Annotated in this window: 1 protein-coding gene; it reads left to right on the top strand. The window is 35.8% G+C overall.

The window, feature by feature from the left end; genetic code table 11:
• Window positions 1-260 (top strand): hypothetical protein (locus tag H4J75_RS19780; RefSeq protein ID WP_220465378.1); only part of this gene is annotated, 260 nt, incomplete at its 5' end.
• Between the last annotated feature and the right edge of the window lie 100 nt (window positions 261-360).

Here is a 360-nt window from a genome sequence, read left to right as displayed (position 1 = left end):
GGCGTTATATGCAAAGGATATGTATGAGAACATCCATTTTTTTAGTCGCCTTATTACTAAGTAGTTGTTCAGGTAAACAGGTTGGGCACATCTTCTTCGAGGGGATTACAAATAGTGATCTTGGCTACAATGCGGCTTCTTGTAATCAAATTAAAAGTAGTTGTGACGTGGCTAATAGTAACAATCCTGAATCCTATCGTAATTATACTCAATGGAAAAATGACAATAACGATATAAGTTGCTCGTGCAGTAATAAATAATTTGCATATAACAAGCAATTCAACTGGGACAAAAAACAGTTGGCTGTTTTCGTTCCTCAACATTTTAGCCAACAATTTTTTGCCCGTTAATTGGGCGTTA

The organism is Colwellia sp. BRX10-1, assembly GCF_014077545.1.
Classification (GTDB): domain Bacteria; phylum Pseudomonadota; class Gammaproteobacteria; order Enterobacterales; family Alteromonadaceae; genus Colwellia_A.
The sequence above is the reverse complement of the archived record's forward strand: the minus strand, read 5'-3'. Positions and strand labels throughout refer to the sequence as shown.